We start from the raw sequence: 221 nt of genomic DNA, 5'->3' as shown, positions 1-221 counted from the left end.
AGGAAGAAACCGTCTTAACAGAAGCTTTGCTGCCGCCAACTTCATAGGCTGAATTTACCCGGTACATAAAGTACTTATTGCCCGGGTCACCTAATACGTTAACCAAAGTATCACGAGGAATTGACGTCATCGTTGCTGTATTCTTATCCGGGTTAGCCGTTGCCAAAATTAAGGTATCGGAATTACCTTGATCATGCCGACCTTCGATTCCCTGGTCAACC

At 45.2% G+C, this 221-nt stretch carries 1 protein-coding gene; it reads right to left on the bottom strand.

Going from position 1 to position 221, the window contains the following annotated elements; genetic code table 11:
* Positions 1-221, bottom strand: a 221-nt coding sequence (locus ACX9YW_RS23730; protein WP_460351286.1) for an LCP family glycopolymer transferase, incomplete at both ends; no start/stop codon positions are given.

The sequence above is a fragment of the Pseudoneobacillus rhizolycopersici genome (assembly GCF_054786815.1).
The sequence above is the reverse complement of the archived record's forward strand: the minus strand, read 5'-3'. Positions and strand labels throughout refer to the sequence as shown.